Source organism: Methanogenium sp. S4BF, from assembly GCF_029633965.1.
Classification (GTDB): Archaea; Halobacteriota; Methanomicrobia; order Methanomicrobiales; family Methanomicrobiaceae; genus Methanogenium.
Genome location: NZ_CP091277.1, coordinates 653028 through 678063 on the forward strand (window position 1 = coordinate 653028; position 25036 = coordinate 678063).

Annotated in this window: 20 protein-coding genes and 2 pseudogenes; 10 read left to right on the plus strand and 12 right to left on the minus strand. The window is 49.0% G+C overall.

The window, feature by feature from the left end; translation table 11 throughout:
• Positions 1-63: 63 nt before the first annotated feature.
• From dnaJ to L1S32_RS03190, 4 genes are all read right to left on the minus strand, one after another.
• On the minus strand, positions 64-1194 hold the full coding sequence (gene dnaJ / locus L1S32_RS03175) for a molecular chaperone DnaJ (protein WP_278156070.1): 1131 nt from the start codon (positions 1192-1194) through the stop codon (positions 64-66).
• A gap of 5 nt (positions 1195-1199) precedes the next feature.
• Positions 1200-3047, minus strand: a complete 1848-nt coding sequence (dnaK, locus tag L1S32_RS03180; protein WP_278156071.1) for a molecular chaperone DnaK — start codon at positions 3045-3047, stop codon at positions 1200-1202.
• 4 nt (positions 3048-3051) lie between these two features.
• Positions 3052-3603 carry a nucleotide exchange factor GrpE gene (locus L1S32_RS03185; RefSeq protein ID WP_278156073.1) on the minus strand — a complete coding sequence of 184 codons (552 nt, stop codon included), beginning with the start codon at positions 3601-3603 and terminating at the stop codon, positions 3052-3054.
• Positions 3604-3732: 129 nt separating this feature from the next.
• Positions 3733-5127, minus strand: a complete 1395-nt coding sequence (locus L1S32_RS03190; protein WP_278156075.1) for a phosphoadenosine phosphosulfate reductase family protein — start codon at positions 5125-5127, stop codon at positions 3733-3735.
• Between the two features lie 98 nt (positions 5128-5225).
• Between L1S32_RS03190 and purH the strand changes: the two genes are divergently transcribed.
• The 6 genes from purH (at position 5226) to L1S32_RS03220 (ending at position 13542) form a co-directional block, all read left to right on the plus strand.
• Positions 5226-6713, plus strand: a complete 1488-nt coding sequence (gene purH / locus L1S32_RS03195; protein ID WP_278157127.1) for a bifunctional phosphoribosylaminoimidazolecarboxamide formyltransferase/IMP cyclohydrolase — start codon at positions 5226-5228, stop codon at positions 6711-6713.
• A gap of 82 nt (positions 6714-6795) precedes the next feature.
• Entirely contained in the window at positions 6796-8298 is a 1503-nt protein-coding gene (locus L1S32_RS03200) for a 2-isopropylmalate synthase (RefSeq protein WP_278156077.1), read from the plus strand.
• Positions 8282-9961 (plus strand): biosynthetic-type acetolactate synthase large subunit, encoded by a 1680-nt coding sequence (gene ilvB / locus L1S32_RS03205; protein ID WP_278156078.1) that lies wholly within the window; start codon positions 8282-8284, stop codon positions 9959-9961. Before L1S32_RS03200 ends, ilvB begins: the two co-directional genes overlap by 17 nt.
• Positions 9958-10461, plus strand: coding sequence for an acetolactate synthase small subunit (gene ilvN, locus L1S32_RS03210; protein WP_278156081.1), 504 nt, complete (start codon positions 9958-9960; stop codon positions 10459-10461). Before ilvB ends, ilvN begins: the two co-directional genes overlap by 4 nt.
• A gap of 197 nt (positions 10462-10658) precedes the next feature.
• Positions 10659-12176, plus strand: a complete 1518-nt coding sequence (locus tag L1S32_RS03215; RefSeq protein ID WP_278156083.1) for a sodium:solute symporter family protein — start codon at positions 10659-10661, stop codon at positions 12174-12176.
• Positions 12177-12222: 46 nt separating this feature from the next.
• The gene (locus tag L1S32_RS03220; protein WP_278156085.1) at positions 12223-13542 is read left to right on the plus strand and encodes an FAD-dependent oxidoreductase; all 1320 of its coding nucleotides are present in this window, start codon (positions 12223-12225) and stop codon (positions 13540-13542) included.
• Between the two features lie 22 nt (positions 13543-13564).
• Here L1S32_RS03220 and L1S32_RS03225 read toward each other — a convergent pair whose 3' ends face one another.
• The 3 genes from L1S32_RS03225 to L1S32_RS03235 all read right to left on the minus strand — a co-directional run bounded on the left by L1S32_RS03225 (position 13565) and on the right by L1S32_RS03235 (position 16920).
• The gene (locus tag L1S32_RS03225; protein WP_278156087.1) at positions 13565-14356 is read right to left on the minus strand and encodes an ABC transporter permease; all 792 of its coding nucleotides are present in this window, start codon (positions 14354-14356) and stop codon (positions 13565-13567) included.
• Positions 14353-14991: an ATP-binding cassette domain-containing protein gene (locus tag L1S32_RS03230; RefSeq protein ID WP_278156089.1), complete on the minus strand. Its 639-nt coding sequence runs from the start codon at positions 14989-14991 to the stop codon at positions 14353-14355. The genes L1S32_RS03225 and L1S32_RS03230 overlap by 4 nt, the downstream gene beginning before the upstream one ends.
• Positions 14992-15387: 396 nt before the next feature.
• Positions 15388-16920 carry a carboxylesterase family protein gene (locus tag L1S32_RS03235; RefSeq protein ID WP_278156090.1) on the minus strand — a complete coding sequence of 511 codons (1533 nt, stop codon included), beginning with the start codon at positions 16918-16920 and terminating at the stop codon, positions 15388-15390.
• 289 nt (positions 16921-17209) lie between these two features.
• On the opposite strand from L1S32_RS03235, the gene L1S32_RS03240 reads away from it, so the two are divergent.
• Positions 17210-19789 carry a TIGR03768 family metallophosphoesterase gene (locus L1S32_RS03240; protein ID WP_278156092.1) on the plus strand — a complete coding sequence of 860 codons (2580 nt, stop codon included), beginning with the start codon at positions 17210-17212 and terminating at the stop codon, positions 19787-19789.
• A gap of 38 nt (positions 19790-19827) precedes the next feature.
• Here L1S32_RS03240 and L1S32_RS03245 read toward each other — a convergent pair.
• Positions 19828-20254, minus strand: a pseudogene (locus L1S32_RS03245) (DUF6653 family protein).
• 176 nt (positions 20255-20430) lie between these two features.
• On the opposite strand from L1S32_RS03245, the gene L1S32_RS03250 reads away from it, so the two are divergent.
• Positions 20431-20598, plus strand: a complete 168-nt coding sequence (locus tag L1S32_RS03250) for a hypothetical protein (RefSeq protein WP_278156096.1) — start codon at positions 20431-20433, stop codon at positions 20596-20598.
• A gap of 301 nt (positions 20599-20899) precedes the next feature.
• Here L1S32_RS03250 and L1S32_RS03255 read toward each other — a convergent pair whose 3' ends face one another.
• The 4 genes and pseudogenes from L1S32_RS03255 to L1S32_RS03270 all read right to left on the minus strand — a co-directional run.
• Positions 20900-21124 (minus strand): ATP-binding protein, encoded by a 225-nt coding sequence (locus tag L1S32_RS03255; RefSeq protein ID WP_278156097.1) that lies wholly within the window; start codon positions 21122-21124, stop codon positions 20900-20902.
• 10 nt (positions 21125-21134) lie between these two features.
• Positions 21135-21344 carry a hypothetical protein gene (locus L1S32_RS03260; protein WP_278156099.1) on the minus strand — a complete coding sequence of 70 codons (210 nt, stop codon included), beginning with the start codon at positions 21342-21344 and terminating at the stop codon, positions 21135-21137.
• The gene (locus tag L1S32_RS03265) at positions 21313-22182 is read right to left on the minus strand and encodes a PAS domain S-box protein (protein ID WP_278156102.1); all 870 of its coding nucleotides are present in this window, start codon (positions 22180-22182) and stop codon (positions 21313-21315) included. Before L1S32_RS03265 ends, L1S32_RS03260 begins: the two co-directional genes overlap by 32 nt.
• Positions 22146-22475: pseudogene (locus L1S32_RS03270) on the minus strand (PAS domain S-box protein); the annotation flags it as partial. The gene L1S32_RS03265 and the pseudogene L1S32_RS03270, both read right to left, overlap by 37 nt.
• Before the next feature lie 937 nt (positions 22476-23412).
• Between L1S32_RS03270 and L1S32_RS03275 the strand changes: the two are divergent.
• On the plus strand, positions 23413-24117 hold the full coding sequence (locus L1S32_RS03275) for a glycosyltransferase family A protein (protein ID WP_278156104.1): 705 nt from the start codon (positions 23413-23415) through the stop codon (positions 24115-24117).
• Between the two features lie 364 nt (positions 24118-24481).
• The gene (locus tag L1S32_RS03280; protein WP_278156106.1) at positions 24482-25030 is read left to right on the plus strand and encodes a DUF2148 domain-containing protein; all 549 of its coding nucleotides are present in this window, start codon (positions 24482-24484) and stop codon (positions 25028-25030) included.
• Positions 25031-25036: the final 6 nt, after the last annotated feature.

Below are 25036 nucleotides of genomic sequence, written 5' to 3' on the forward strand. Positions count from 1 at the left end.
TGGAAGTATTATTTGAGTATATACAGCTGCGCTTCAGACAGAAAAAAGAATGATTATTCAGAATTATTTGATTTTGTCCTTCAGATCCTGGAAGAATCCCTTTGAACCATGTCCTGATTCTTTATTCCCTTCCAGTTCCAGAATCTTTTCATAGAGTTCTTTCTCCTGTGAACCCGGGTGTTTCGGGATGATGATCTTCATTCTGACAAGCAGGTCTCCCGGTCTGCCGCGCCGGCGAACGCCTTCTCCCGGAATCTTGAGTGCGGTATTATTCTGAACGCCTGCAGGGACTTTCAGATCAATCTTCCTGCCGTCGATTGATTTAATGGTGATCGATGATCCAATCACCGCCTGGGCAGGAGAAATGTCGGCTGTCGTTTCAAGGTTGTCCCCGATACGGGTGAATTGTGGATTCGGGGTTATATGCACCTCTATAAAGAGGTCACCATTCGGAGCGCCTGCATCTCCTGCTTCTCCGTATCCCTCCATCCTCAGGCGCATGCCGCTCTCAATCCCCGCAGGGATATTAACGGTAATTGTCCTCTTCACCCGTGAGTGACCGCTGCCATTGCATGTTTTGCAGCGTTCTTCAGGAATTCGTCCGGACCCGCCACACTGTGAACAGGTTGCCATGCTGACAAACTGACCGAATGGGGTATTGTTTGCGCGACGTTCCTGGCCGCTTCCGCCACACCTGGGGCAGACATTCGTCTTTTTCGTTGCACTTCCTGTTCCGTCACATGCCGTACAGGGTTCATTGTGCATCACATCAATGTCCCTGTCAACGCCAAAGACGGTGTCCTGAAGGGTGATCTGGATGCGCATTAAGAGATCAGACCCGCGCTGGGGGCCCCGGGGGCCCCGTGCACCGCCGCCGAAGAAGGAATCAAAGATATCTCCGAATCCACCGAAGTCTGCGTTAAATCCACCTGACCCGTATCCGCCGCCCTGATATGATCCTTTTGACGCGCTGGTATAGGTGTCGTGGCCCATCTGATCATACTGGGCCCGTTTCTGGGAGTCAGAGAGGACGCTGTACGCCTCATTGATCTCTTTGAATTTATCCTCTGCGCCCTCGTCCTTGTTTATGTCCGGGTGATATTTCTTTGTCAGACTCCGGTATGCACGTTTTAGTTCCTTTTCATCGGCATTACGCGGAACATTAAGGATGTCATAGTAATTTTTCCCGGACATCCTGCTCACTCTTTCTTATCTTCGTGAACTTCATAATCTGCATCGACGACTGAATCATCATTCGGTGCAGATGCCTGAGGTTCTCCGGTTTCACCGCTTGCCTGTGCTTCAGCCGCAGCCTCCTGGTACAGGCGTATGGTTACTGCATAGACTGCTTCGGTGAGTGCCTCGGTCTCCGTCTTAATGGTCTCGGTGTCATCACCTTCAAGGGCAGATTTGACCTTTTCAACAGCGTCTTCAACCGACTTCTTCTCATCATCGGTGATCTTGTCTGCAGAATCCTTCAGAAGTTTTTCAGAGGAGAATATGGCAGTATCAGCATTATTGCGGATTTCAATCTCTTCGCGCTTCCGTTTGTCTTCTTCTTCAAACTCCTTGGCTTTGTTGACCATCTCATCAATCTCTTCATCCGAGAGGTGACGGTCACCGGAGATTGTGATGGCCTGCTGGTTTCCGCTTCCAAGATCTTTTGCCGAGACATTGATGATGCCGTTTGCATCGATGTCGAATGTCACTTCAATCTGCGGGATGCCGCGGGGTGCAGGCGGGATGCCGGTCAGCTGGAATTTGCCGAGGGTGAAGTTGTCCTTGGCAAGCGCCCGTTCACCCTGCACCACATGAATCTCAACACTGGTCTGCTTATCTGCGGCAGTGGTAAAGATCTGGCTTTTTCGTGTAGGGATGGTTGTATTGCGTTCAATGAGTTTTGTGGCAATTCCACCCATGGTTTCAATGGAGAGTGTGAGTGGCGTAACATCAAGGAGAACGATGTCCTTTGCTTCACCGGTAAGTACTCCACCCTGAATTGCAGCACCGAGTGCCACACATTCATCCGGATTGATCCCTTTATCTGCGTCCTTTTTCAGGATCTCTTTGACTTTTTCCTGTACCAGCGGAACACGGGTGGAACCACCAACCAGAAGGACATGGTCGATTCCGTTTGCCGTGAGACCGGCATCGTCAAGGGCCTGCCTGACCGGGCCCAGCGTTTTGTCAACCAGACTTCCGATGAGCTGTTCGAACTTTGCACGGGTAAGATCGATATCAAGGAATTTCGGGCCTGCTGCATCAGTGGTGATATACGGAAGGTTGATATTTGTCTTCTGAACCGTTGAAAGCTCCTTTTTGGCATTTTCTGCTGCATCACGGAGACGCTGCATGGCCATCGGATCCTTTGTCAGGTCGATACCTTCCTTCTTTTTAAACTCATCAACGAGGTAATTAATGACGCACTGGTCGAAGTCGTCGCCACCGAGGAGATTGTCTCCTGCTGTAGCCTGCACCTCAAAGACACCGTCACCGAGGGTCATCACGGAGACATCGAATGTACCGCCGCCAAGGTCGTAGACAAGGACGGTCGCCTCTTCTTCTTTGTCAATGCCATATGCGAGAGCACTTGCTGTTGGTTCATTGATGATACGCATTACTTCAAGGCCGGCAATTTTCCCTGCGTCTTTGGTCGCCTGGCGCTGGGAATCATTGAAGTATGCAGGCACGGTGATGACTGCCTTGTTAATTTTCTCACCAAGGTATGCTTCAGCGTCTGTCTTCAGTTTCTGAAGAATCATTGCTGATATCTCCTGTGGTGTGTACTCCTTGTCATCAATCTTTACTTTCCGGTTAGACCCCATGTCACGTTTGATTGAGATGATGGTCCGTCCCGGGTTTGTGATTGCCTGCCGTTTCGCGACATTGCCAACTAGGCGCTCTCCCTCTTTGGAGAATGCGACAACTGACGGTGTTGTCCGTCCTCCTTCTGCATTTGGAATAACGATTGATTTTCCGCCTTCCATGATTGACATGCATGAGTTTGTTGTACCAAGGTCAATTCCGAGAATTTTTTCTGATGCCATATTCCTATTCCTCTGTTGTGTTTCCCTGTGACACTGCGACTCTCGCGCAGCGAATTACTTTTCCTTTTCTGCAATATCCCGGTTCAATTTCGTCAATGACTGTTCCTTCAGTACAGTCCGAAGGCACATACGCCACCGCTTCCTGTGTTTCCGGGTTAAATGGAAGGTTCAGACATTCGATCCTGGTAATTTCATGGTGATCCAGCACTGATTCAAGCAGTTTATGAATCTGTTCGACACCTTCACGGAGGGTACTTTCATCCGATACGAGTGCCCGTTCAATGTTGTCGGCAATAACCAGCACTTCACGGGCCAGTTGCTCCACAGCACGGTTTGAGCGTTCTTCTGATTCCCGTCCGACACGCTTTTTGTAGTTCTCGAAATCAGCAGCAAGCCGCAGATATCGTTTGTTTTGCTCATCACACTCTCTGTAGAGTTCAACCAGTCGTTCAGCGTCTGTAAGTTCGGTCTGGTCATTTTCTGCCATATCAGAGGACGAGGTGCCATCCGAAGGTGCAGATGTTTCATCTTTTTTCAGGTCCGGATTATCAGTCATGATTACCTCTGCCAACTGGCATTTTCTGATCGATATACCTACTTTATGGCTAGGGGTTCTATATATTGGTTTCTCTTTAAACAAAAATTTAGTCCCGCCTATGTGGCCTAAATTTAAAAAAATGGGAGTTTATCGCTTATTTTTTATTTTTATTGATCTTTGGGTGTTTATTTGAATGCCACTCTCTTTCATGAGCTCTGCCATTTTTGGCGGCGGGCTCTTCCAGCGCCACCATCCACATTTCATCGCTGCTTCTGAAATATGCTCTTTTTTGGCATATTTTGCAAGAATTTTCTCCCATTCTGCTATCTTTTCCGGGTGAAGTCCCCGTGTTATTTCATATTCTGATTCGAGCATGGCAGGGCACATCCAGCACCCGACGCGCTCGAATCCCTGTTCGTATAATGGATTTACCGGAAGCTCTCTCCACCATATATACAGGAATACTTCAAGCGCCCGCCATCCCCGGATAGGGGATATGTTCAGCTGTCCGGAATAATAGGGGTTCTCAGCCACGCCGGGAAGTCCCGCCCGTGCAAATGATTCATACCAGCGATTGCCCTGAACGGTGACACACTCCCCTCTGGTTTCTCTCCATTGACGGACGGGTTCAAGTTTCAGCCATTCACAGCACCACCGGTGATCCTTTGCAGGAATACCATTTTTGCGAAGTCCCGCCTGGAAATCCTGACCCCGGAGTGTCAATGGAATTTCAAGTGACCGGACAAATTCGGTTGTTTCCGGAAATTCCAGTCCGGTATCGACATAGTAGCAGTCGGTGACACCTGCCTTCCGCGCGAGTTCACGAACAACAACACTGTCTTTACCACCGGAGAATGCAACATTGCACTCCGGACGCCGGTTTTTCTCTATTTTGATAAACCGTATGGCATGGCGTTCCAGATTTTTGAGATGGGGTTTGTTGCAGCGTATCACCTGTTCACGGTCCGGGTCCGGAAATACTGCAGGGCGGGGTCTCCCCATACTTTTTACTTTCACCACATTGTTCCGCAGCCATCCGGTTCCGTATCGCCCGTTTGCGTGAACGATAACCGGTCCGTCTGTGAGATCGGATTTGCAGGGAATATTTTTGCCACCCAGATGGCGGTTTGCCCCTTCTGCAATCTCATTCGTGATATCAACAATTCCTTTGGAAACTTCGCTAATGACAAACGGGAGGGCATCAGGGGTGAGTTCTATGGTATATTCCCGCAGAAGCGGATCAAATGTTAAACGGCCGAACTGAACCCCGTTTGCAATAATGGTATCCGTACGGTCAATGCCCCCCGATTTATTGAGGAGAAGGATTTGAGGAAGCGTTTCAATACCGAATCTGGTATTCAGGTATTCTGTGATGATATTTCTGTCATGCTCCAGCACAGGGCGAACATCATGCGGCCGGGTAAGGGGTATCTCATACCCTGATTTTCCGCATCCGCAGGTAGATGCAACAAGCGGGACATTACAGTCCGGACACCAGAACAGGCTTTTTCGAAATGGTGGTTCTCGAATAGATTCTCTCATATAATGCTATAGTGTGTGTTGTTCTGACGCAAAAATACGTGTTACTGCGGCAGACGCTGGTCATTAGTTTCTTAATATCTTACGCTGATAATATGCGCATGAAAACTGCACTTCTCTCTGTGTGGGACAAGACAGGAATTATTGAACTGGCCCGTTTCCTGTCTGAGTCCGACATTGCAATTCTGAGTTCGGGAGGGACCGGAAAGGCCCTTGCAGAAGCAGGGATTCCGTTTACGGAAGTATCTGAATATACCGGTTCTCCTGAGATGATGGACGGGAGAGTAAAAACGCTGCATCCAAAGATTCATGGCGGACTTCTGGGCAGGAGAGGGAAAGATGAACAGGTGATGGCTGAACAGGGAATCGGACCTATTGATCTCCTTGTTGTGAATCTCTATCCCTTTGAAGAGATGGCGAAAAAAGATCTCTCTCTCCCCGAACTGATTGAATTTATCGATATTGGCGGGCCTGCAATGATTCGTTCCGCTGCCAAGAATTTCCGGGATGTAGCAGTGGTCATTGATCCGTCGGATTACCCGGCAATCATGGAAGAAATAAAAGAAGGGGGCCTTTCAGAAGAAGACCGTCTCCACCTTGCACGGAAAGTCTTTGCGCGGACCGCTTCCTATGATGCGGCAATCTCTAATTATCTGTACAATATTGACCGCGAATTCCCGGAAATATACTCATTCCAGCTGAAAAACGGCCGTGAACTCCGGTATGGTGAGAATCCTCATCAGAAGGCGGCAGTCTACGGCACCAGCGGTATTGCGGGACAGACACCGCTTCAGGGCAAACAGATGTCGTATAACAACTACCTTGATGCAGATTCCGCAACGGCCCTTCTGTATGAATTTGATGAACCTGCGGCAGTCATTGTGAAGCATAACAATCCCTGTGGCGTTGCAACGGGAGACGCACTGCTTCCTGCATATCTCCGTGCCCGTGATGTGGACCCGGTCTCAGCATACGGATCTGTTGTAGCCTTGAACCGCATGGTGGAGGATGATGTCGCAGAAGAACTCGCGTCAACCTTTGTCGAGGTCGTCATTGCACCAGGCTATACTGATTCCGCACGGGAGATCATGAAGAGAAAAGAGAACATGCGTGTTCTGATATTACCGGAAAAAGAGACGGCACCTGCTGTTCGCTCCATCAGCGGCGGAGCTCTCATTCAGGTATCACCCGAATCCATAACCGACAACTGGCATGTTGTGAGCGAACGTGAACCAACTGCCGGAGAGTTTGATGCAATGAAGATGGCATGGAAGGTCTGTCAGCACACAAAAAGCAATACGATTATTTTTGCAAACTCCACTGCCACCGTTGGCATCGGGGCAGGTCAGATGAGTCGTGTTGATGCAGCAAAGATTGCTGTCGAAAAGGCACTTTCCTCCCTTGAAGGCACCTCTGTTGCCTCTGACGCGTTCCTGCCATTCCCTGATGCTCTGGAAGAAGCGGCAAAGGCAGGCGCGACAGCATTGATTCAGCCGGGCGGCTCCATTCGGGATCAGGAAGTGATTGATGCGGCAAACCGCCTCAATATTGCGATGGTATTTACCGGAGTCCGGCATTTCAGACATTAAACCTATTTCATTCTATTTTTGCACGGAAGCAAATGATTATAATATCTTCAGGTACATTTCTGTCCGGGTGTATTACCTATGAGTGGTTGCTTTATTTGTCGATAAGCCCCGTTTTTTTGACACCACCCTGAGGGATGGTGAACAGACACCTGGTGTTACGCTGACTCCTGAACAAAAAATGGAGATTGCGTGTGCCCTGTCTGATATTGGAGTCCATGTTATAGAAGCAGGTTCAGCCGCAGCCTCGGAAGGGGAGCTTACTGCAATCCGGTTGATCTCTGATGCAGGTCTTGGCACTGAGTGCTGCACCTATGTGCGGGCACTTGCCTATGATATTGACCTCGCTGCAGACGCAGGTGCCGATTCCGTTCATCTTGTAGTTCCGGTAAGTGATCTGCATATAACAGAAAAGATGCGCAAGACCCGTGAACAGGTATATGCGATGGCGATGTCCGCTGTTGAGTATGCAAAGGAGCGGGGGCTTGTGGTTGAACTTTCCGGTGAGGACGCGTCCCGTGCAGATCAGGCATTTCTTGCCCATCTGTTTACCGATGGTGTTGCCCATGGAGCCGACCGGCTCTGCTTCTGTGATACTGTTGGTATTCTCACACCGGAACACACGGCAGAGTATATTCCTCCGTTAACCCGCATTGCACCGGTCAGTATCCACTGCCATAATGATCTCGGATTTGCACTCCCGAATACCATCACCGCACTAAAATCAGGTGCCTCGTGTGCGCATGTTACGGTGAATGGTCTTGGTGAGCGTGCAGGCAATACCCCCTTCGAAGAGGTGGTGATGTCGCTTGAAGTACTCTATGGAAGAGACACCGGCATAAAGACGGAACGGATATATCCCCTTTCGACACTGGTGTCACGCCTTACCGGGATTGATCTTCCGGCAAACAAGGCCATTGTCGGCTCCATGGCATTTACCCATGAAAGTGGAATTCATGCCCACGGAGTGCTCAGAAATGCACGAACGTATGAGCCCGTGCCGCCCGAGATGGTCGGAAGAACCCGAAGGATTGTCCTGGGAAAGCATTCCGGGAGTGCATCTGTTGAGGCGTCCCTGACAGAACTGGGCTATACGGCCACATCCGAACAGCTTGCAGCGATCCTGACACGGGTGAAAAAGCTGGGAGATGAAGGAAAGCGGGTTACGGATGCTGACCTGATGGCAATAGCAGATACCGTCCTGCAGCTGGTATGCACTCCGGTGATCAGTATGCGCCAGTTTACCGTTGTTTCCGGCAACCGGTCAATTCCTACTGCCTCGGTAACAATGGCAGTGAACGGAGTGGAGAAAACCGGTGCTGCCACAGGCAACGGGCCGGTTGATGCAGCCATTAAGGCATTGCAGGACTCGGTTTCCGGTGTTGCTGATATCCGGCTTGAGGATTACCATGTAGATGCGATTACCGGTGGTGCAGATGCACTGGTAGATGTAACTGTTAAATTAAGGAAAGACGGTAAAGTAATAACATCCCGGGGCGCGCGGACTGACATTATCACCGCGAGTGTTGAAGCAGTAATTGCCGGGATGAACCGATTAATGAGGGAAGAGAATGAAAACCGGGGCTAAAATACTTATTGAGAGCCTGCTGCACGAAGGGGTGGATGCCATTTTTGGATACCCCGGAGGCACTGTTCTGCCGATATATGACGAATTATATGATTCTTCACTCCGGCACATCCTTGTTCGCCATGAACAGGCAGCGGTACACGCTGCAGACGGATATGCACGGGCAAGCGGCAGAGTGGGTGTTTGCCTCGCCACCTCCGGACCAGGTGCCTGTAATCTGGTCACCGGAATTGCCACTGCCTATATGGATTCTGTACCGGTCGTGGCAATTACCGGGCAGGTCCCCACCACCCTTCTGGGAAATGATGCATTTCAGGAATCAGACATCACGGGGATCACTCTTCCGATCACGAAACACAGTTATCTCGTGAATAATGCGGGTGAACTCGGAAAGATTGTCCATGAAGCCTTCTACATCGCCGGCACCGGACGGATGGGCCCGGTCTTAATCGATATTCCCAAGGATGTACAGACTGATGTTGTTGCGGATCCGGAAACTGTGCCGGAGAAGGTTTCGATACGGGGGTATCAGCCGACGGTGCGGGGGCACCCGAAACAGATTGAAAAGGCTGTTAGTATGATATCCGGGGCTTCCCGCCCTGTTATCTATGCAGGAGGCGGTGTGATTGCATCCGGTGGCGATGCAGAGCTTATGCGTTTTGCAGAAACCATGATGATCCCGGTCACCACCACCCTGATGGGCCTTGGGGCTATTCCCGCCCATCATCCCCTGAACCTGGGAATGCTGGGGATGCATGGGACCCAGAGTGCAAACTATGCAGTGACCGAATGTGATCTCCTTATCGCGGTCGGTGCACGGTTTGATGACCGGGTCACCGGAAAACTCGAGTCATTTGCCCCCAATGCACAGGTTATCCATATCGATATCGATCCCGCTGAGATTGGTAAAAATAAGGCCGTGGACCTTCCGATTGTGGGAGATGTCAGGCAGGTCCTAAAAGAGATTAACCTGAAACTGACGGAAAAACGCGTTCAGAGTCCATGGAATGACCGGCTGGCAGAATGGAAGAGCCAATCCATACAGCCTCCGGCAGTTGATACCGGTCTTTTAACGCCTCAGTATATTGTCCGGACGCTCTCTGATCTGCTCACAGACTCCGGGATCATCGTGACTGAGGTTGGCCAGAATCAGATGTGGGCTGCACAGCATTATTCATTTACCCGTCCGCGCCAGTGGATTACGTCAGGCGGCCTGGGTACTATGGGATACGGATTCCCCGCAGCAATCGGCGCAAGTATTGCATGCCCTGATAAGACGGTTGTTGATATTGCAGGGGATGGCAGTTTCCAGATGAATATTCAGGAGCTTGCAACCGTTGTCCAGTATAATATTCCGGTAAAGATCATGATCCTGAATAACCAGTACCTCGGCATGGTCCGTCAGTGGCAGGAACTGTTCTATGACAGACGATATTCCTACACCGAACTGCCTTCGGTTGATTTTGTCGGTATTGCGAAGGCATACGGCGTGCCGGGGATCTGTGTCACGGACCCGGCCGATGTAAAGGATGCACTCCGGCAGTCACTCACCTGTGACGGGCCGTTTTTGCTTGACTTCAGAATTGAGCGGGAAGAGAATGTCATGCCGATGGTCCCGGCAGGCGCTGCCATCAATGAGATGATTTTGGGGGATAAAAGATGAAACCGCATACGATCTCGATTCTGGTAGAGAACCGACCGGGTGTTCTCTCCCGTGTGGCCGGTCTTTTCACCCGCCGGGGTTTTAATATTGAAAGTCTTGCCGTCGGGACCTGCGAAGAGCCGGGAATGAGCAGAATTACTGCCGTCGTGATTGCAGACGATGAGATTATTGAGCAGGTGAAAAAGCAGCTGAATAAACTCATCAATGTTATTAAGGTGAGCGATATCACCTATATCGATCACGTGGCCCGGGAGATTGCGCTGATAAAGGTCTCAGCCGAACCCGGCACATCGCGTGCTGAGGTGATGCAGCTTGCAGATAATTTCCGTGCGCGTATTATTGATGTCGGGACACGGACTGTCGTTCTCGAAGTGACGGGTGACACAGTTAAGATTGACGCACTGGAGAAATTACTCCACCAGTATGGCATCAAAGAACTGGTGCGGACCGGAAAGATTGCCATGCCGCGCGGTTCAAAGACCGTTTCCCCCAGGAAATAACTATTCTTCTTTTTTTCAGGAATCGCCGGAGGCATCCGGAAAAATATCCAATCATGTTATATGTTAGCATGCTACATACTAGCATAGTTACATGTTTGGATTACCGGTATTAACGATGGTGTCTGTGGGCTGTGCGCTTGCAGTATCTTTTGGTCTCCTCATCTGGTGGGGCCTGCATTTCAGAGGTGACGAGCCCGATGTCTGATATCATTACTCTCGGAATAATTGCCCTCTACGGTATCATGCTCATCGGTATCGGGGGGTGGGCCTCAAAGAAAATTCATAACACTGAAGACTATATCCTTGCGGGCCGTTCTCTTGGGTTCTGGGTGTTCACCATCCTGATGGTGGCATCGGTCTGTTCCGGAATGACGCTCGTCGGCGTCAGCGGGTTTGGGTATGCATCCGGATGGCCGGGTATATGGGAGCAGATATTTGTCCCGCTTGCTGCATCCTTTGCCATCATTGTCTTTGGTGCAAAACTCCATGCGGTCTCGCGAAAAACCGGGTACATGACGGTCGAGGATTACCTTGCACACCGGTATGAGAGCCCGCGGACGGTGCGGGGGCTCGCTGCAGTGTCAGGCATTGTGGTTTCCCTGATTTACCTTGTTGGCCAGTATACGGCAATCAGCCTTGTTTTAGTATGGCTCTTTAATATTCCGCATACAACAGCACTGATTATATCAGCCATCATTATTACGGTATACACGGTTATCGGCGGGATGTACGCAGTCTCATGGACCACACTGATTCAGGGCATCATTCTCATTGCCGGGGTCCTCATCATGGCACCTCTTGTCATTATCTCTGCCGGCGGTCTGACCCATATCAACGAAGTGCTGTCATCCATTGATCCGAATATGGTGCAGCCCTTCTACCCATCCCCTGCCTACGCGGCATATGCTTACTGTACACCGGAATTTCTGTTCTCATTTGGCATTCTTCTGATGGTAGGTCTTGCCTGCGCCCCGCATGTGATCAATAACATTCTCGCTGCAAAAGAGACCAGATTCTTCCGGTGGTCTCCATTGGTGGCATTCGGAATTTATCTGGTTGTGATGTTTCTGGTGAAATTTACCGGTTTTGCCGTGCGGACGCTGGTTGAGGAAGGAAAACTGGTACTGCCTGCGACCGTAAATACCCAGGATTTTGCGTTCATGTATGGCGTGGAGTATGCCATGCCCAGCATGCTGGTCTGGGCATTTTTTGCGGTGATTGTGCTTGCGGCGGTCATGTCAACAACGGACCGGCTGATGCTTACCATCGGCACCCTGTTTTCCTGGGATGTCTACCGGAATCTGCTGAAGCCCAAAGCCTCCGATCGTGAGGTACTGAAAGTGAGTCAGGTCTGTGTGGTTATTGCAGCAGCAGTGTCACTCTTCCTTGCAATTAATCCGCCTGCAATGCTTGCATGGCTCATCTGGATGGGAATTGGCGTCATGCTTGCTACCTTTGCCGTGCCGCTTTTGGCAGCACTCTACTGGCGGCGGGCGAATGGTGCCGGTGCTATTGCAAGTATGCTTGCAGGCCTCATCGGGTCCGGCATCTTTGGATATTACCACAAGTTTGTGTCACCGCTGCCGGTGCATTTCAGTCTTTATGCACTGACGCTCTCTATCATTGCGATGATTGCGTTCAGCCTGATGACACCGAAGAACAGTGAAGATGTGCTGAATGATACCCTGACCGGTCCTTTCATTCAGCCCAAATAATTTTTCCCTGCCTTTTTTATGCCCCGGCGGCATAATAATTTAGATTGTGACGACAGCGATAATCGGTGGCGGACTTACCGGTGTCACGCTTGCCAGACTCCTTTCCCAACAGGGTGAGGAAGTAGTTATTCTGGAGCGTGACGACACATACGGAGGGCTCTGCCGTTCCCATACAGAAAATGGATTTACCTTTGATGACGGAGGCTCCCATATTATATTCTCGCGTGATGCTGAGGTCCAGTCATTTATGCGTGATGTGCTGCAGGATAACAAAGCGGAGCGGAACCGGAACACCAAGATCTTTTTTAAGGGAGCATATGTCAAGTATCCGTTTGAAAACGGCCTTGCCGGGCTTCCCCCGGAAGACCGGTTTTACTGCATCAATGAGTATATCAAAACGCTCATCGCTCTTGAAAAAGGAGAACTGCTGCCTCCGGAAAATTTCCGGGAATGGATTCTCTATACCTTCGGCGCCGGGATTGCCGACCTCTATATGATTCCGTATAATGAGAAAATATGGAATTATCCGGCAGATAAGATGTCACTGCACTGGGTGGACGGTCGCATCCCCCGCCCTCCGGTGGAAGATATCATCAAATCCGCGATAGGGATTGAAACAGAGGGCTATACCCACCAGTCAGTCTTTACCTATCCGGTGACAGGCGGCATCGAGGCGCTTGTCCGTGCAATTGCCGCACCTGTTGAAGATAAAATCAGATGCGGTTTTTCCGTTTCATCCATTCAGAAAACTGCTGATGGATTTATAATCAGCAATGGCACAGAAACAATTGTGGCGGACCGGTGCATATCGACGATTCCTCCGCAGGAATTGCTGCCATGCCTCTCCGATGTGCCGAAGAATGTCCGTGAGGCCATCACTGCCCTCCGGTATAACTCCCTCTTTTCCGTCTGTCTGGGAGTATCCCATAAGGTGTTTGATTATTCCTGGCTGTATGTGCCCCAGAAGGAGCTTGGGATGTTCAACCGCATTTCCTTCCCGTCCAATTACTCGGATGCCGTTGCCCCTTCAGGACAGTCATCGGTTCTTGCGGAAATTACCTTTAATGAAGGAGATGAGGTCTCCCGGATGACGGATGATGCGATAATATCCCACACGGTGAAAGGACTGACAGAAATGAATATTCTGGAATCGCCGGATGATGTGGTGTATGCTGCTGTCCGGCGGCAGGACTATGCCTATGTCGTGTATGACCTTGCCTATCAGAAAAATATCGGGATTGTTCTTTCCTATCTCCGGGATGAGGGAATCGAACCGCTCGGACGGTTTGGAGAATTTGAATACCTGAATATGGACGGCTGTATCCGTCGTGTCCTTGATTTCCTGGATTTGAAGAATCCGGCCTGATTGAAAGGCAAAAATCCGGCTCTTATTTTTTGAGAAAGATCTCTTTTTTGAGCATCCCATACCCATCAAAGCTGATGAAGGATGTAAGAATAATCGCAAGCGTAACGCAGACGGTTGTGGTCGAGTAAATCGTGACCATCAAAACAATCTGGTATGAGATGGCAGTCATCGGGGAGAGCCCTGCAAGCAGCTGTCCGGTCATCATGCCGGGGAGAAATACAATGCCCATAACAGCGACATTCCCAAGAGAGGGTTTGAGGGCGGACTTCAGTGCGGTTCTGAAATGCGGAAGGAGCGCCTCTGTTCGCTGGGCGCCGAAGGAAAGTGCCGAGATGTAGCGGTTTTCATTTCTGCGCAGGTCATTATAGAAGAGGGATACCGCTATAATCGTCCCTCCAAGCGAGTTGCCCAGCAGCATGCCGGCGATGGGTATTAGAAACCGTGCCTCGGAAATTCCGCCGTCCTGGAGAATGAGTGTCTCAAAATAGATGAGCGATAGTGTGACTGCGATGACGAAGGCGGCAAAGGTCGGCAGATAGAGCTTTTTGATATTTAACTCCTGTTTGCGCACGGACTCATATGCCGCAACAGTGATCATGACACACAGCCAGAGGACGTTTAAAAGAGGGTCGTTATACTCAAAGAGCACTGTCAGGAATACTCCCGCAAGAGCAAGCTGAACGGACATCCGGAGGAATGACCAGACCGTCTCCCGGATCATCGGAAGCCGGGTTTTGTACATAATGTATACGGGAATTGTGAGCAGGAGAAATGCGAAAAGAATGCCCGAGAGGTGGATGACAGGGGTTGTCATGGTTTCGTGCCTCCGATGGGAATGATGCGGACCCCTTCCCGGTACCAGGCATCATCGTGTGAGATGGCAATGACTGTCCATTCATTATGGGAGAGAAAGTAGTCCGCAACCTGCTGTTTCATCCGGCCGTCGAGTGCTGCGGTGATTTCATCAAGGAAAAATATCGTTCGTCCAAGCAGGAGTGAGATGATAATGACGATTCTCTGTTTTTCCCCACCGGAAAGCGAGCGGAAATCTTTGTCGAGAATGGTTTTGTCCAAGGAAAACAGGCTGAGATACTGATTCAGGGATTTTTGATACGGGATTGTTGTGTTTGCAGCGTATGCAAAGACACCTGCAATCAGTTCCCTGACAACTCCCTCTCCGATATCGGTATCCTGTGATATGTATGCGGTTTCCTGCCGTATTCTCCATGCTGTCTCAGCATCAATCTCATGCGTCCGGTACGTAACCGTGCCGGTATTAGGTCTGGCATATCCCTGTGCCATCTTCAGAAGAGTTGATTTCCCGGAACCCGATGGTCCCCGGAGTATGACTTTATCCCCTTTGCATACGGGAAGGGAAAACTGTTTGATGATGGTCTTTCCATCAAATACAACGGACACATTCTCATATCTGATGATCTCTTCTTCCATGGTGGCAGCTCCCTTTTCCTCTTTTGAATAAATTGGTATTTTAATGGAATACCTTTCATTGATCTTCGTTTCAGAAAATCCAATTTATGTCTGCTCCTGAGGCTGTTGCACGAATGAATTTTATTGGCAAATGATGGCAATAAGGTATACTTCGGTGACAATGAAACACACAACAGATGTCATTTTGCACTCCAATTGTCCTCATTGTCTACAGCAAACAGTTCATGCAACAGCCTCTCCTGAACAATGAAATTCTCCGGCAGATTTCGATCGTGTATTCTACGGAGGTTTAATTAATTACGTTCCAATTGACGTTCTGAAAAACCTTCTTCATCAGGATGTACAGGATTTTCCTTTCCGTTTGAGGCTGTTAAAAATATGTGAAAAAAGAATGACTTAATTGTCGCTCTTCACCGTCGGGATATCCCCTATATCGAGATACAGGCCTCCATCCCGGGTGTATTGTGGCCAGGTTACATTCATACCGCCGTTCGGGTCCCCCGTTTTTGCAAATCGTGTCCAGAGATCTATCATGTTATCGGCAACCGAGTCAGTCGCCTGATCACGTTGTATAGGAACCCCAAACAACAGCAGGGTCTCACTGCCATGGAATGCCCCATAGGGCTGTCCGGGAAGTACGTAAGAATATCTGTACAGGTAGGTATTCGGTTCGATATCTGCCATCGATCCCGCCACAAACTTCGCTGCATCTGTGAAGTCATAGTCGGTCATGATCTGCTCAAGCCGGAGCTGGACTTCTGCGGTTGAACTGGCAGGATATTGTACCAGAACCTTATCTGCATCCTCACCGAACCGGTTCTGGATATATGTCCGGTATTCCGGAACGGTCATGTTTGCATCTGCGGCAAGCGTGGTTCCGTCATCAGCGTTGTTTCCGATGATGATGGGGACCGGGTTCTGACGGTGGAGACGGTACAGGTTGTCCGGGGAATCAGGGATTACCCACCCGTCAATCGTTGGCTCGAAATGCCTGCTGTTCACCATCTGGAAAGGGGATGCCGGCCAGGGGGTTGCATTGGCGACATCCTGGAAACTCAGCTTTCGCATTTGTGTAATCGCATCCGGGCCGGAATACCCGAGGCTTTGTGCGTATGTCTCCCCGAGCTGCTCGGCATCGGCTTTTGTATTGAAAGAATCAATTTCCGCTCCGTTTGTCCAGAATGTACCGCTCTCGACAATTGCCTGCTGGTAGAGCCCCCTGCTCTGCGGGCTGATAAGATGGATAAGAACACTCTCCCCTCCTGCTGATTGCCCGAATATGGTCACGCGGGACGGGTCGCCGCCAAACGCCCCGATGTTTTTCCGGACCCACTGCATAGCGGCAATCTGATCGAGAAGCCCGTAATTTCCCGAACTGTTATTCGGTGACTCACGTGTCAGTTGGGGATGGGCAAGGAACCCAAGAGCCCCAACCCGGTAATTGGTCGTGACGACAATGACTCCTTTCTCTGCAAGGGCGGTGCCGTTATACAGCGGCATGGAGCCGGCAATCTTTCCGAATGCCCCTCCATAGAAAAAGATCATTACCGGCAGTTTTTCATCAGCACTCTTTGCCGGGGTCCAGACATTGAGGTACAGGCAGTCCTCGCTCATATTGAGAGAAACTCCGGAATCCGCAGCGGCCGGCTGGGGGCAGGCCGGTGAAAACACCCTTGTCTCCTTAACGCCTTCCCATGGCTGTACAGGTGCAGGCGGTTTCCACCGCAAGTCTCCGGTCGGAGGAGCCGCAAACGGGATACCTAAAAAAATCCGGAGGTCGTCCTGCTGTAGTCCTGAAATATATCCGGCGTCAGTCTTTACAACATCGGGTTCTGATTCCTGTTGGGTACATCCTGCAAGAAAAGAACATCCGATGAGGACCACGCAGATTACCAGAATATTACGTATTACTTTACCCTTTTTTTGCATACGATTTCATCTCCATCTCATCCGGGTATATACACCATAGAAATTTTGTGAATATCACTCTATAATGGTTTAATGCTATGTACCTGCCGCAATTTGACGACAGGATCACTGCTAGCCTTTCTGTATATATCTCACAACAGCTCTCTCTGTTGCTTCGTTCTCCCCCTGTTCGTTTAACGAAAGCCTGCCCCCTCCTTCCCTTTCCTATCTTCCGGGCATACTCCTGGTCGGGAAATGTTGCAAAGATGGGGAAAGAACGGGACCATGGTTGCCGGCTGTCCAGAGTGAGGTGCCCGAATGGGCAAAGAAGAAATGCGAAAAATCCGGCTTTACTCCGGGATTATCTGGCACCTGCATTTATCCAAAACACCTGGAACAAAAAATGAAGCAAATTAAAAATTTTTCAAATGGTTCACGAAGAACCAATTCCGAATATATATCCAGTTTCCTAACAGATCTTTATTATATGGCGGGACGCAAAATTCTCTCGGTAATTATTTTATGTATGTTGGTATCCGTGACAATCGTTGCGGCGAGTACACCCAGTTATCCAATAAATTCCACGGTGTTAACAACTGCCAACAGGACTGTTGACATTGTTCCCGTTCCTACGGACTCTCCCTCACTTCTTCGTAGTGATGATATTGCAAATTATACTTCGTATGGTTATGGTGTCTGGCAGTATGGCCCGAAGCTGAGCCATGAAAAAAGATTGGATCTTATGCCATCCGGATATACCGGATCTTCAGTTAACCATACGGCAAAACTTCTCAATTTTTTTACCATATCCGATATCCATATAACCGATGAAGAAACTGCTGCTTCAGCGATATTCTTTGGCATCTACGGCACTGTTTCTTCGGGATATTCACCGGTTATGTCCTTAACGACACAGGTTTTAGACGCAGCCGTTCAGACAATAAACGCCCAGCACCTGCAAAAGCCGTTTGATTTCGGTATCTCACTTGGCGATGCAGCCAACAGCAATCAGTACAACGAATTGCGATGGTATATCGATGTCATCGACGGGCAGTTGGTAGACCCCGATTCCGGTGTAAAAGATGATCCGGTCAACGGAACACACAATGATTACCAGGATGAATTCCAGGCGGCGGGAATTAATCCATCAATCAAGTGGTACCAGACGCTCGGCAACCACGATCATTTCTGGACAGGTTTCCTGCCACAGGATGATTATTCCCGACAGACGATGATCGGCCTTGATATCCTCAACCTGGGAGATGTATTCACCAACTCTCACGGCATGAACTCCCGTGGTTTCTATATGGGTTCCATCAACGGTTCCACACCCAATGCTACGGTTTTCGGTGTTGGCCCGAACAGTACCTTTCCCATCACCCCTCCGAAGGTACTTGCAGCCGATCCGAACCGCCATTCATTCACCGTATCCGAATGGATGAACGAATTTTTTAATACCACAACAAGTCCCCAGGGACACGGGTTCAATCAATCTGATGTAGCAGCAGGATTTGCCTGCTATTCGTTCGAACCAGTTTCGGACATACCGATCAAGGTTATTGTGCTTGATGATACCCAGACCGATAGCGATCCCGAAGATCCCAATTCTCTCGGATATGGACATGGCACTCTTGATAAGAAACGGTATGACTGGCTGGTAAACGAACTTGATAACGGTCAGCGTGAAGGGAAGCTCATGATAATCGCTGCGCATGTACCGATAGGAGTCTTAGATCCGGGTGAAATGGCAGGCTGGAGCATTTATTCGTATAAAAGCGAAACAGAGATAATTGACAAACTTCATACCTACCCGAACTTCATATTGTGGATATCTGGACATCTTCATCAGAATACGGTATCCGCATTTCCATCACCGGATCCAAGCTATCCGGAATTCGGGTTCTGGGAGGTTCAGACTTCATCATTACGGGATTATCCTCAGCAGTACCGCACGTTTGAGATTTTCCGCAACAGCGATGAGACAATTTCAATCATTATAACCAACGTTGATCCGGCGGTTAGTGACGGGTCACTTGCGGCGAAATCGCGTTTTTATGGTGTCGCCGCCCAGGAGATATTCGACAATCCGCTGTCCCCATTGCCGAATGGTTCATACAATGCAGAACTGGTCAAACAAGTAAAATCTAGTGTGCCGATTCCGACTCCATACTATGATTCCAGTGATGAAACCTTTGTCAGACCTCCTGGTCCAACCCGGACAGAAATCATCAATGTCGGTGGCGGATCGGCAGTAACCCGCGCTGAGATGACAGGAACTGATCTTGGAAAGAACCTTGTAATCACGGCCATCCCCCGTAGTACCCTGCCTGCAACAATGGCTGCCCCACCCACGACCATATACCAGTACATGTCAATAACCTCGAGTACGATAACCGGAGTCGTCAACCAGACGACTCTGGATTTCAATATCCCGCTATCATGGCTTACCGAGCATGGGTTTTCCGTTGAAGATATCGTTATGATGCATAATGTGGAAGGGCAGTGGCAGACACTCAATACCCAGTTTGTATCACAGATCGGTGGGAATGTTCGTTACCGTTCGACAACGCCGACATTCTCGTATTTTGCGATTGCATACCAGAAAGATGGCACGGATATGGGAACGGTTACTCCCATTCCAACCACATTGGCGGCGGTAACGGCCTCAGTAACAAATACACCCACACCCGTTTCCTCATCACCCGTTGCAAATACTACAACCCTGACGCCGACCGTAGCACTACCTACGCCAGTTACATCTCCGGATGGGGGGATGCCTCTGATGATGATTGTTGTCGGAGTTATCGGTGCGATTATCACTATCATAGGGGCATTGTTTGTAAGGCGCTGGTTGATCCAGAGGCAAAACCCGGATCTATTTAGAAAATAGGATTAAAATTTTTTGTTCTTTTTTTGTATAAACAGTATTTATGCATCCGAACCATACATCCAGCCGGTGTATTCGGGTGCCGCGTCCTTCATATCCTGATACAGCCATGCCATCCGGTCCAAAAACCACAGTTTGCTCAGATAAACGACAACCGCACCAAACAGGGTTGGCCAGACTTCGAGGCTAAATACGCCCCAGATAACAAACAATGCCCCTATGCCGGAGAGAGACGAGAGAATATTCGGCGCAAGCCTATGATGTTCTGGTATGGGGATCTCTTTTCTGTTCATCCAGACCCGTTCGCCAAGCACAGCCATGGACGCCCAGTTATCCGTTGATTCTGGCTTTTTAAAGAGACGCGGGTTTATCCACGTCCAGATGACTCCATGGGTTTGCATGCCGGGCCCATGTCTCATCATCCATCTGAAAAAGGGATGCAATTTTTTGCTCTATTGTCACGTGCATCCATTTCTGATTGGTGTGACATTATAGGTTGTGGCTAAATCGCAGCGCTTTTTTGAGAACCAAAAAACCACAGGTTTTGTGGAGTGAACTCCCATTTTGTCACCGTTTCAAAAAAAGGTCGCTATAAAGCCATTCATAACGGTATGCATAAATAAATTCTGTGTGAAACAATTTTTATGACGTATACAGCAAGAGAGCTTGTTATTTTTGTCGGAGGTCTTGTTGCAATTATTGCGAGTATCTATAATATTGCAGCCGGTGCTACAGGAACCGGATTGTATGTTTCCTGTTTTGTTATCCTGATGTTTATCATTGTTATTGTTATGACGCTGAAGAAGGAATAAAATGCGATAAAATATCCGTTTATCTTTTATCCGGATCAGCGGGTCACAACGGCCTGACAAATAAAAACCACCCACCCTCCTCAATGAGAATTCGTACATTCTGCCTGCATGACCAAATGATATCAGTTGGAATGCCGTCGGGCACAATTACGATATTAGCCGGTTTTCCGGAAACTAAAATTCTGTGCATCAGGAAATATGGGATAATCATGTCAAACTTTCCTCCGGAAAAATGATATAAGCTAAACTATCCGCCCCGAATCCTTCCGAATGGGATGTATAATCCGTATATACAATAATTTCAATCGTAATCCGAATGAAACCGGTAATTTCCTTTCGGGAAGGTAATTTCAAATCTGATACCTTCTCCCGAAATGCTGTTTTCCGGAATGGTGATGTCGGTTATGGACAGGATCTCACGGGAAAGGAACAGGCCAAGCCCGGTATGTTTGCCATAATCTTTTTGAAAAAGATTCTTCCTGTCAATTTCTGTAATCCCCACACCGTTGTCGAGATAGGTAATCATGAGTCCTGCATCAGTTTCCGAGTATGAGAGAGATGGCGGTTACGTGTTCGCCGTGGCGGACTGAGTTTTCAATCAGATTATAAAATACCTTCCCGATAAGGGGGTCGGCGAAGACTTCAACTCCTTTCAGAGAATTATTCAGCCGGATACCTTCTATATTCAGAGATCCTGAAACCTCGTCAACAATTTCACCGGGATTCTGCCATTTCGGCTCCTTCATTCCGATATCCTGATAATACTGCGTAAACTCGATCTGACGGATGAATAGCGTCCACGGCTTCTTTCTCTTTTAAAATATATTTTTTCAGAACGGTTTTGTCCTCAGTATCCTCTGACAATTGAATATAGCCACGGACTACCATAATCAGGTTCAGGATATCGTGCCTTGTTATGGAGGAGAGCATCTGAAGTTTTTTATTTGCCACACAAAGAGCTTCCTGCGCTTTTCTGCGTATAGTGAGGTCCTGGTTCGCACCGTGGATTCTTATCGTCCTGCCGTTTTTGTCCTGTATCGTTCCCAGACTTACGACAGTATATCTCATGTCACCATTCCTGCGGATGATCCGGTACTCTAATTTTGATATGTATCCGGGGTCTGTGGCCTCTGTGGCTTTTTGTAATTCTTCTGTCATGAAGTGCCTGTCATCCGGGTGAACGAATCTTTGGGCATAATCCTCTAATGACATCCGGTTGCCGCCTTCGCGTTCCGCTGTCGTGCCATAAAGAGCGTAGAACAGGTTATTAAAGGTAAACATACCCATTGTGACATCAAATTCCCAGTTCGCGATGTGTGCCGGATTCATCGCCTCCTCAAGCCTGAGCTGGCTTGTTTTTAGTCTATTCTCCGCCATTTTGCGTTTGGTTACATCCCATACTGTTGACATAACGAGGTTTTTTCCCGGAATAGGGATATTCATCGCACTGACGAAGGTTGTCTCATCTCCCAAACGGGTAATGGGGATGTCTTCCCAGTGCATTTTGTCAGGATCGCCGCTGGCAGAATCCTCGAGAACTCTTTGCTTTATTTCTTCACGAAAGAACGGGTCCTCATACACCATATCCCAGAATAAGTCCGGCGATAAAGAGCCTCTGCAGTAGTCCGGTAGATTTTCAGAAAAATTTCATTGAAATACTTAAATGAAACATTTGGATCGACAGAATGTACTGAGACACCGATTGGCAGATTATCAAGGACTTTCCTGATATAAGCCTCGCCCTCCCTGAGTTTCCCCTCTGTCTCTTTGAGTTCGGTGATGTCTTCGAGCGTTTCTACGGCACCGATTATCCTGCCCCTTTCATCTCTGATGGGAGAGACAGTGAGGTGGAGCCAGACTCCTGATTCTCCCATGCCCGGGAAAAAAAGGTTCCATCGTGGGTGCCTTTGATAAAGGGTATTTTTCTCTTTTTTTCGTCATACAATTCCGGAATCCGGCTTTCCAGCCCGTCAACCAGTAAATCCGCCATTGATGGTCTTTCATACGGATAAATCGCTTTCCAATGGCTTTTTGTTCCAACCACTTCTTCGGCTTTTATCCCACTGTATATTTCAAGGGCCTTGTTCCAGTAGATAACCCGGTGGTTGCTGTCTATAGCAAACTGGGGGATTGGTGATCCGTGGGTAATGGCTTCCATCCAGATTCCACACTTCTGTGAAATATCTCCGGGATTTTTGGTATCCTCTGTCTGGTTCTGCCGGCTCATTCCCTGTTTAGCTGTGCCTTTAATTTAAAGAGGTAATATTTAAGTATAACTGCCCAGTGATGGCATCGTCAAAATCATTGCAGACATGGTCAGCAATGCCACAGGCACAGCTGGAACCGGATTATATGCCTCCCCCTTTTAGACTCATGTTTTGGAGAATTGGGGGTAGAATGGACGTATTTAGAGCCCTCTTTTCCTACTCGTAAAAATACGGATGTAATGCCGCCTATTTGCTAAAATGATGAATAATTGCGAACTACTGAAGGTCGCCATTGGCAGATATTTTTGAGAGGATCTACAGGCTTTCTCCGGTTGAGATCTGCCACCTCAGGGCTTCTGTGTGGACGTGTTTTTCCAATACGAAGAGCATATTATGGGTTATTTATGCGTTGTTTAACCATATTCCGGGATTTTACCAAAAATAACGTGGATCGTTTCACCGCAGTTTCAGGAGAGAAAGAGCAAACAGCATAGTACATCTGGTGCCTGTCACCCGTAATATAACCCCTTCCACACGTTCAAGTATTTTTACCGGCAATATATACCCACGGTATTCTGCAATTCTGCAATATCACCGGTGGCTGACCATGAAAGTTTCAGTAGTTATTCCGACATACAACGAAGAGAAAAATATCGGCAGGTGCCTTGAATCACTCTGTAACCAGACGATGAACCGAACAGATTACGAACTCATCGTGGTTGACGGCAATTCAAAGGACAGCACGCGTGATATTGCCCGGAAGTATGCAGACCAGGTAATCATCCAGACCCGTGCGAAGGTAGGAGGTGCACGAAATGACGGCGCCGACCTTGCAACAGCTGATATCATCGCCACCACCGATGGGGACTGCGTCCTGCCTCCGGAATGGATCGAGACAGTCTATAACGAATTTGCAGCCCATCCGGAAGCGGCAGCCATTTACGGGACCGTCTACCCGCTTGAGGAAGGCATAAAGAACCAGATCAATCTGGGCCTCGCGAATACCTTCTCCCGGCTTGGATATTACACAAAGATGCTCTATTACACACTGGGATGTAACACGGCATTCCGGAAAGCAGCCTTCCTGAAGATTGGCGGGTACAAAGTCTGCGACGCAGGAGACGACCTGGAGATTGCGCGGCGGATTGTCCATGAAGGAGCTGTCCGTTTCTGTCCAAAGATGCGGGTCGCCTTCTCCATGCGCCGATATGATCAGTTCGGGACCATAAAATCCCTCCGTGAATGGATACATATCGTACGAAAGGGCGGGGACTCCGATGAGTGCCAGTATTCAAAACGTGAATACCAGTAAATATCCTGCTTTTACCTCATACAAAAATATTTATTGAGATTATTCTGGCATCAGATTATCTGACACAAACTGCAATTTTCTTTTTGCGATTTGTAATGCCATTCAATTAACCCGTTCCATCCCATGAACTGGCTCTCCCTCTGGGAAGAGGAGGGGCCCGGCGTATGCCGGGCGGGTGAGAGGGGGAATTTTTCTGTTTTCACCCCCTTTCCATTGTTTTGATCTGGACTTTTCTGTTCCCGCCATTCCCAAAAGATATCATTGAAAATAATGGATACAATGCATCATGGTTTTTAGTCTCTTTATTTAAACGAAAATATTCCGGATAGGAGGCTTTTTATTACGGGTTCTGCTCATATCTGATATGAATCCTGAAACCCGTGCGGCAGGAATGGTCGCAGACCTGATGGTCCTCTCTGCACGGACCGCCCCGAAAGGGAAAGGAACTGATTCTGTCACAGCAGTTGTGAAGACAGGGAATGAACTGGCAATCCTTTCTGATGAGATGAAACGGATTGGGGAACGTGACGGCGTTGGCTTTTTCATCCGTGATGCCGGGAATGTTACGTCCGCTGATGCATGCGTGATCCTTGGATGCGCCGGGGGCACCATACTTGGCCTCAACTGCGGCGGATGCGGTTATGCCACCTGCAAAGAGATGGCCGATGCATGGACAGAAAGAGACCAGAATCAGCCATTCTCCGGGCCAAATTGTGTCATCAAGATGGCAGACCTGGGTATTGCCGTTGGCTCTGCCGTGAAGACCGCATCCATCCATAACCTCGATAACCGGATCATGTACTCAGCGGGTGTGGCGGCACTGAGCCTTGGCTGGCTGGAAGGGTGTTCAGTGGCATACGCGATACCCGTCCGGGCGGCAGGGAAGAATATTTTCTTTGACAGGAAGGCGTGAGGCATT